Source organism: Paenibacillus lacisoli (assembly GCF_030580655.1).
GTDB classification, from domain to species: domain Bacteria; phylum Bacillota; class Bacilli; order Paenibacillales; family Paenibacillaceae; genus Paenibacillus; species Paenibacillus lacisoli.
The window spans coordinates 545,102-553,472 of sequence record NZ_JAUQTB010000003.1; the positions used below are offsets into that span (position 1 = coordinate 545,102).

General features: G+C 53.6%; 5 protein-coding genes. 4 read left to right on the plus strand and 1 reads right to left on the minus strand.

Going from position 1 to position 8,371, the window contains the following annotated elements:
* Positions 1-34: 34 nt before the first annotated feature.
* The 4 genes from Q5741_RS09375 to galU all read left to right on the plus strand — a co-directional run bounded on the left by Q5741_RS09375 (position 35) and on the right by galU (position 8,081).
* Complete coding sequence (locus tag Q5741_RS09375; RefSeq protein ID WP_305023802.1) at positions 35-1,927, plus strand: stalk domain-containing protein; 1,893 nt, start codon at positions 35-37, stop codon at positions 1,925-1,927.
* Between the two features lie 297 nt (positions 1,928-2,224).
* Positions 2,225-4,738, plus strand: a complete 2,514-nt coding sequence (locus Q5741_RS09380) for a DUF3656 domain-containing U32 family peptidase (protein ID WP_305023803.1) — start codon at positions 2,225-2,227, stop codon at positions 4,736-4,738.
* Positions 4,739-5,135: 397 nt separating this feature from the next.
* On the plus strand, positions 5,136-7,115 hold the full coding sequence (locus Q5741_RS09385; protein WP_305023804.1) for a M4 family metallopeptidase: 1,980 nt from the start codon (positions 5,136-5,138) through the stop codon (positions 7,113-7,115).
* A 90-nt stretch (positions 7,116-7,205) separates the two neighbouring features.
* On the plus strand, positions 7,206-8,081 hold the full coding sequence (gene galU / locus Q5741_RS09390; RefSeq protein ID WP_305023805.1) for a UTP--glucose-1-phosphate uridylyltransferase GalU: 876 nt from the start codon (positions 7,206-7,208) through the stop codon (positions 8,079-8,081).
* Between the two features lie 89 nt (positions 8,082-8,170).
* On the opposite strand, the gene Q5741_RS09395 is transcribed toward galU, so the two are convergent.
* On the minus strand, positions 8,171-8,371 hold a 201-nt coding region (locus tag Q5741_RS09395), incomplete at its 5' end, for an IS3 family transposase (RefSeq protein WP_305023806.1).

The window sequence follows — 8,371 nt, forward strand, 5'->3', positions numbered from 1 at the left end:
AGGATGCAGAGCGTCCTGAGAAAAGGGTGCATACATGAATAAATGGACAATCAAGCTAGGCAGTATCACACTGGCACTGCTCTTGTGGCTGACAGCAGTACTGCCAGCGTCTGCGGATACATCCGCCATGCTGGAGCTGGTCATCAAAGCAGGCAGCACAACGGCAAGCATCAACGGCAGCAAGGTGACGATTGCCAAGCCTTATCAGGTTAGCGGTGCAACGATGGTGCCGGCAGGGGTATTCAAGAAAGCATTCGGCAGTCAAATTAAGCTTGAGAAGGACACTGTCGTAAAAATTATGAACGGTCCCCATACCATCGCATTAACAATCAGCAGCAAAGTGGCCTGGGTGGACGGCAAAAAAATAAAGCTGAGCGCTTCCCCGGAGATGGCCAAAGGCGTTCTGATGGTACCGCTTCGCCAGGTGGCTGAGGCGCTTGGAGCCAAGCTGTCCATGAACAGCGCCGGTCAAACGGTCGTCCGCATGAAGGCGGATGACAACCCGGCAGGTTCCGATCCGGGCAGCATTGACAGCGACCAGGGCAAAACCCAAATCGGAAACAGCTACTACCAGTGGTCGATGAGTTATCCGACAGGGATGGTCGTCGGTGAGTCCAGCGCGGACGAGAGCTATGCGTCATTCAGTGATGCGGAGAGCAGCTATTACCTGGAAGTTCAGGTTGATGATCAGGACTACGAACTGACCGCCGACGATCTTCTGGAACAGCTGGTACAGGATGCGAAGGATAGCGGCGAAACTGTGCTGGACCGTCAGTCTATTCCGCAGGCTGCTGTTCCTTACGCACGTGTTATTACGAAAGACGCAGATGGCGTGTTCTGGGAGAATCGCTTATATTATGCGAATCACCGCCTGTACACCGTGTATCTGGCCGACTCCAAGGCATCCAACTACAAGGATCTGAAGGAATACGCCGTGCTGTTGAACTCCTTCCAGCCTGCCTTCAACAAGGAAGATAAGTCCCTGAAGGATATTTCTACGGTAGAGAATGGCATGCGCACAGCCTATGATGCAGATTATGGCATGGAGATGGAAGTGCCGGCGGACTGGAACATGGGTGGAGCCAATCTTTTTGTGAACAAAAAAGGAACCAGCTTCGAGACACGGGTCACCTCATCACCTGCCAAGTCTACCCTGGATGACTGGAGTGCCCAGCTGCAGAGCTGGCTCAAGCAGACCTACGTTCCAGCCAGTGTGGAGGATAAAGGTTTCACCAGCCGGGATATTGCCGATGAGCAGGCGCATGTTCATGAATTCCGTTATAACAGCGGCAGTGGCTGGACGACCGAATATGCGGTGCTGCTGCAGAAGAACGGTTACCGCTACATGCTGGAGTTCAAAGTATCAGACAAACACAGTGAGGACAAGCCCCTATTTGATAAAATAATAGCTTCCTTAACGATTGATTATGATGTGGTATCCGATAATTTTGGCCAGCTGGATGAAGATACCGTGCTGCTGGACAAGACAAAAACGGTGAAGAAAAAATCCAAAACGAACGGCTTCACAATCGATATTCCTCGGTACTGGGTGCCTGTCAATGACAAGTTCGAATCCCAGGAGATTGAATACGGGTTTACCGGCGGCCGCTTTGCGATGTCAGTCTCGCCGGACAGCTCCTTTGATCTGACTGTGGCTCAGCTAAAGGACTTCTACGAGAAATCGGCCAAGAACTTCAAAAATCTGAAGATGGACAGCATCAGCGAGCTGACGTTCGCAGGTGAACCTGCCGTGTCCTTCACCTACCACCAGGTCGATAACGGAATCCCATACAGCGGCCGCGAGATTGTATTCGAGCATGGCGGCAAAACCTATGTGATTCATACTGAACTGGATGATGCCAACCAGACACCGGAACAAAAGGCGGCGCTGGAAGCCGCATTAAGTTCGTTTACCTTTACACCGTAATCATGCATAACCTCCGTAAAAGCAAGAGCGTCCTGCCGTGGCAGGGCGCTTTTTTTATCCCTAATCCAGTCACAAAAATTTTAAATAAGGAATCTATGGAAATGCTAGAAGGATGGGGCGTTGTTTGGTACACTAGATTAGTTGCAGCGGACAAGCTGCACCCTGACCATTACGAAATGTCTATCAGGTGTTCATAGATCCGGGAATAACCGGAACGATAACGGCGTTAGATGCGGATGAGCTCCGCTTGGAATAAGGAAGATATACCGGCTGCACGCCGGATATAGGAGGAACAACATGACAGCAATCGCATTACGAAGAGAAGATGTAGAGCTTCTGGCGCCGGCGGGCGACTGGGACTGCATGCGTGCGGCCGTTGCGAATGGGGCGGACGCGATCTTTTTTGGCGTGGAGAAATTTAATGCACGGGCACGTGCCAACAACTTCCGCATGGAGGAACTGCCGGAGATTATGGCTTTTCTGCACAGCTATGGCGTGAAGGGCTTTTTGACGTTCAATATATTGGTGTTCGAGAATGAGATGGAGGATGCGAAAGAGCTGATCGATGCCTGCGTGGATGCTGGTGTGGACGCTGTCATCGTACAGGACCTTGGTTTGGTGAAAATGATCCGCGAGATCTCGCCGGACTTCCCGATCCACGGCTCGACGCAGATGACCATTACTTCTCCGGAGGCCGTTGAGTTCACGAAGCCATTCAACATGGAACGGGTTGTACTCGGCCGTGAGAATAATCTGAAGCAGATTCAGAAAATCGGCGAGCAGGCACGTCTTCCGATGGAAGTCTTCGTGCATGGCGCCCTCTGTGTATCCTACTCTGGTCAGTGTCTGACCTCGGAGATGTGGGGCGGACGTTCGGCGAACCGGGGCGAATGTGCGCAGGCCTGCCGCCTGCCATACGATCTGATGGTGGACGGCGAGCACAAGCCGATGGGGGATGTGACCTATCTGCTGTCGCCGAAGGACCTAGCAGCGATCGACCTGATGCCGGAGCTGATTGAGGCAGGTGTAACTTCATTCAAAATTGAAGGCCGTCTCAAGACGCCGGAGTATGTGGCGAATGTCGTGAGCAAGTATCGCAAGGCCATTGACCGTTACTTCGAAGGAGATAACACCCGGCCGGCCAAAGAAGAAATGCGTGAGCTGCAGCAGAGCTTCTCACGCGGCTTTACCCACGGCTTCCTCGAAGGCACCAACAACAAGCAGCTGGTGGATGGCACATTCCCGAAAAGCCGCGGCGTGTATCTGGGTGTCGTGGAGCAGGTTCTCCGCGACGGCGTTGTCTGCCGCCTGGATGCGCCGCTGAAGCGCGGCGATGGTATTGTATTTGATGCCGGCGATCCGACGAAGAAGGAAGAGGGCGGGCGTGTCTACGATATCCGCCGCAAAGGCGTGAAGATCGAAGGCGAAGCCGGTGAAGGCTGGATCATCGATATCGTACCTGGACGCAACGATGTCGATCTGCGCCGCTTGCACGTGGGTGACCGGATCTGGAAGACGAACGATCCGGCGCTGGACAAGCGTCTGCGTCAGACGTTCGAGACGGAGAAGCCGTACCGGGTATTCCCGGTACATGTGAAGGTCGTTGGTCATGCGGGCCAGCCGCTGACCACCTGGTGGACCGACGTCCAGAAAGGCACGACGGTCCGCGTGGATTCCGAGCTGGAACTGGAGATTGCGAGCAAGCGGCCGATGACGGCGGAGCTGCTCGAGGAGCAGTTCGGTCGCCTCGGCGGCACGGTGTTCCAGCTGGAGCAGCTGGATGTCCAGCTTCACGGAGACATCATCGTGCCAATGCGCGAGCTGAACAGCATCCGCCGCAAGGCGGTGGAGCTGCTCGCTGGCGAGCGCCCGAAACCGCCCGTGTATCAGAAGCGGGCGGTGGAGGTTTTCGGCGATGCGGCTGTGCCGGCAGCGCCGGTGGCCCGCGGTCAGGCTGAGCTGACCGCCTTGTGCCGCAGCCTCCCGCAGGTGGAAGCGGCCCTCGAAGCAGGCGTGGATTTCATCTACGCCGACTTCGAGTTCATCAAGCAGTTCCCGGCTGCGGTCGAGACCGTTCATGCGGCCGGCAAGAAGATTGCGCTGGTAACGCCGCGCATCCATATGCCTGGCGAGAACGGCTACCACAACAACATCCTGCGTCTGCAGCCTGACGCCGTTCTGGTGCGCAACACCGGTGCGCTGTACTTCTACCTGCGCCACCGCATGGAGCATCCGGAAGCGAAGCATCCGGAGCTGATCGGCGACTTCTCGCTGAACATTGCCAACCACAAGGCGGTTGATCTGTTCCTCGAAGCTGGCTGTGATACGGTCACACCGTCGTATGACCTGAACATTCAGCAGATGGTGGATCTGCTGGGCCGCTCCCGTACGGAGAAGATGGAGATCGTAATTCATCAGCATCTGCCGATGTTCCATACGGAGCACTGCGTCTACTGTACTTTCATGAGCGAGGGCACAGATTACACCAACTGCGGGCGTCCATGCGAGGAGCATCGGGCTTCGCTGCAGGACCGGATCGGCATGTCCCATCCGGTAAGGGTGGATGAAGGCTGCCGGAATACGGTATACAACGCCATTGAACAATCCGGTGCGGAATACCTCGCCAATTTTATGGATTTGGGTGTATCCCGCTACCGCGTGGAGTTCCTGGAAGAGACACCGGAGCAGGTACGTGAAGTCATTGATCTGTATAATCGTGCGCTGCGCGGTGAGATCAGCGGAACACAGGTCTGGAAGACGCTGAAGGCGACCAACCAGCTGGGCGTAACACGTGGACAGCTGGTGAAATAAATAAAGAATTATCAAAAAAAGGCTCTCCAGCTTACAGGCTGGAGGGCCTTTTTTATTTTTTCGGGGTTGTATTCGATAAAATCAGCGAGAGTTTGGCATAAGGGGGCTGATACATAGTATGCTTAGTAGGAAGCTTATTCTGAATCGAGAATGGATCGATCGATAGAGGCCTTTTTCCTTCATGAATCTCTGGGTAAAGGTGCAGTTGTCTCTCATTTTGGGTAATGAAGAGATGAAATTGATATACAGAATATGTAAAGCCAGTCATTCGGAGCTGCCGGCATCCGATATATAGGTTATGCCGGTTGCTAGTCATAGGAAAACGTCACCTACATAGAGAGCTTTTCTGGATATGTTGAAAAGATGATTACAAAGATAGATTTGGAGGGGAACCGTTTTGTTCATACGCAAGCAGCACCTCGGATCAGCCGTATTGATAGCCGCCGGAATCTGGCTGGCAGCTGTAGGGGCAGACCAAGCTTATGCGGATCCTGCACAGGCAGCGGCCGCTCAGGAAAAGGAAGCTGTTTCTTCACTCACTGCAGCCGGGAATTCCGTATACGGCCTGACGTCAACTGTACAGCCTTCGCTCCCGGAATCGGTATATTTCACAGATCTTCAATCCCGACCCTTGAAGGACGAGCGGGCCGTTCTGCGATTCATTAAGGAGCATCGTGATGCATTCGGAATCGCTCAACCTGCGAGGGATTTAGAGATCGTTTCGGTTAAAAAAGATGCTCAAGGCCACACTCATTATCTGTTTCGTCAGCTGTATCAGGGTACCCCTGTATACGGCACCTACTTTCAAATTCATTTAAAGGCAGGCCAGACTATCGAGCTTGCTGCAAGCCGGCTGCGGCAGGAGCTGTCTGCGAGGGGTCTAACTATGAAGGCGGATTTATCGGATCAGCAGGCGATCACCGCTCTGAAACGCGAGATTGAGCGCAGCTCCGGACTGAAAATGGATTGGGACGGGATGCTGGCGTTCGAGAAGGCAGCTTCCCCTTCGGCACAGCTGATGCTCTACCCGGATAAAGTAAACGGAAAGGACCGGCTGGTATATGAGGTAAAGGCAGCGTGCATGCTGCCGAGTCCGAATCAATGGACGGGCTATGTCGATGCCGGAACCGGTGAAGTCCTTGACCTGTACAGCCAGCTGCAGCAGGCGGGAGATCTGGAGCTGGATGCTGCTAATCAGCGTACCTATGACAATGCAGGATACAGCGGCGTTACTGAGCCTCTTCAGGTATACAAAATGCCGGAGACCGGCGAATATGCCATGATTGATATGAGCAAACCGATCTGGCAGCAGGGAGAGACCCGCATCAAGGGAATTTATACATATGAATATGCAGGTACAGATAGTACGAGCCAGGCCCAGACCAGGCTGGTGACCAGCGGTAATCCTCAATTTGCGGATCTGGACGCGGTCGATGCTCATCAAAATGCCGGTGTTGTGTATGATTTTTATCAAAAGCTGAGTCATGTGCAGGGGGATGCGAGCCATGACGCCACAGCAGCGGACACCTCGAAGAAAAAAACAAGTGATGTCTACAGTATGAACTCCATCGTGCATGTCCCGGATTTGTGGCAGCAGCGTCCGGCCTGGGACGGTGCTGCCTGGGTTAACGGAATGGTCCTGTACGGAGATGGCAGCGGATCAGTGAACGGCGGGGTAGACTGTACCAGCTGTGCCCTCGATATTGTAGCCCATGAGTGGACACACGGCATCATGGCAGTGGAGAACGGTCTTGAATACCGGGGGCAATCCGGTGCGCTTAACGAATCTTTCGCTGATGTGATGGGGGCTCTCATTGAGGCGGATCATGATCCGGCTGACCGGCAGTGGTGGCTGATTGGCGAGGACAGCCGGGCGGATCATCGTTCGCTGCGCAACCTGAAGAACCCGGCGACAGCCGGAGCGGTAGCGTCCCAGCCTATGAATATGCAGGATTATATCCTGACCGCATCAGACAACGGCGCTGTTCATCTGAACAGCGGTATTGCGAACCATGCGGCCTATCAGATGATTCAGGGATTCGCAGCCTTGCTGGGAGAGCAGAAGTCACGCCAAGCAGCTGCACAGATGGCTTATGAGGTGATACAGTCCTATCTGACACCGGTCTCTAACTTCCGGGATGCCGCCCGCGGATACCGCGAGGCAGCGGTCCATTATGCACAGCAGCATCCGGAGCTGAAACTGTCCGCAGAACAGGCGGCAGCCATTGTAGACCAAGCCTGGTCTTCTGCAGGTGTACAGCTGGCAGATCGTGTAGATCCGCAGGATCCGGCAGCGGTGTCGGCACAGCTCTCTGCTGCAGCGACGTTATCTCTCCCTGGTTTGATGACCCAGCCAGACCCAGAGCCTGAACAGTAGAATCCAACTCCCATCTTACAGGCGGGGGAGTGAACTGGTATACTTATTTGCATATTGCCTAAACCTGGTAACCATAAGGAGTATTCGTTTATGAAAATACGCAAAGCCATTATCCCTGCCGCAGGCCTCGGCACCCGTTTTTTGCCTGCAACCAAAGCGATGCCTAAGGAAATGCTCCCGATCGTAGACAAGCCGACCATCCAATATATCATCGAGGAGGCCGTAGCCTCCGGAATTGAGGACATCATTATCGTCACGGGTAAAGGAAAACGTGCGATTGAGGATCATTTTGACGCTTCCTTTGAACTGGAACACAGTCTGACAGAGAGCGAGAAATGGAATCTCCTGGATGCAGTGCGCAAGCCTTCGGAACTGGCGGACATTCACTACATCCGGCAAAAGGAACCCAAAGGCCTTGGACATGCCATCTGGTGTGCCCGCAAGTTCGTAGGCGATGAACCTTTCGCAGTTCTGCTCGGAGATGATATCGTCGAGGCAGATACGCCTTGTCTGAAGCAGATGATGGATGTTTTTGAACAGTACCAACAGACGGTCGTTGGTGTGCAGCCGGTTCCTTGGGAAGAAGTTCATCGTTACGGCATTGTGGATGGACCATCGATTGCTGACCGGACCTATAATACAACCCGACTGGTCGAGAAGCCGAACCGGGAGCAGGCTCCGTCCAATCTGGCCATTCTGGGCCGGTATATTCTGACTCCGCAGATCTTCCATTTGCTGGAGCGGCAGACTGAAGGTATTAACGGGGAAATCCAGCTGACCGATGCGATTGCCGCTCTGACACAGACCGAGAAGGTACTGGCTTATCACTTCGACGGTCACCGTCATGACGTTGGCGAGAAGCTCGGATTTATTGAGACAAATATTCATTACGCGCTGCAGCGGCCGGAACTGCGGGATGAGCTTGTTGCTTACTTGAAGCAGGTGGTACAGGAGAATACGTATTGAGATAAACACTTAAATTGATGAACACAAAGAAGCTGCCCGGTCCTTGAAGTTACCCCCGTCAAGTAGACAGATATAAAATAGCTCTGTGACTAAGCAGCCTTAGTTCGGTATTCCACCGGGCTAAGGTTGTTCAGCTTTTCCTGAAAACGTTCGTTGTTGTAAAAATGAATATAGCGTTCAACAGCTCCCACGAGTTGCTCCTCGGAGGAGAAAGTGTGGAGGTGGAGGCATTCCGACTTGAGATGCCCGAAGAAACTTTCGATGCAGGCGTTATCCCAGCAGTTTCCCTT

What these genes read in the sequence shown, in the direction of transcription:
- Q5741_RS09375 (WP_305023802.1), top strand. Translation starts at nt 35, where the DNA reads ATGAATAAATGGACAATCAAGCTAGGCAGTATCACACTGGCACTGCTC.
- Q5741_RS09380 (WP_305023803.1), top strand. Translation starts at nt 2,225, where the DNA reads ATGACAGCAATCGCATTACGAAGAGAAGATGTAGAGCTTCTGGCGCCG.
- galU (WP_305023805.1), top strand. Translation starts at nt 7,206, where the DNA reads ATGAAAATACGCAAAGCCATTATCCCTGCCGCAGGCCTCGGCACCCGT.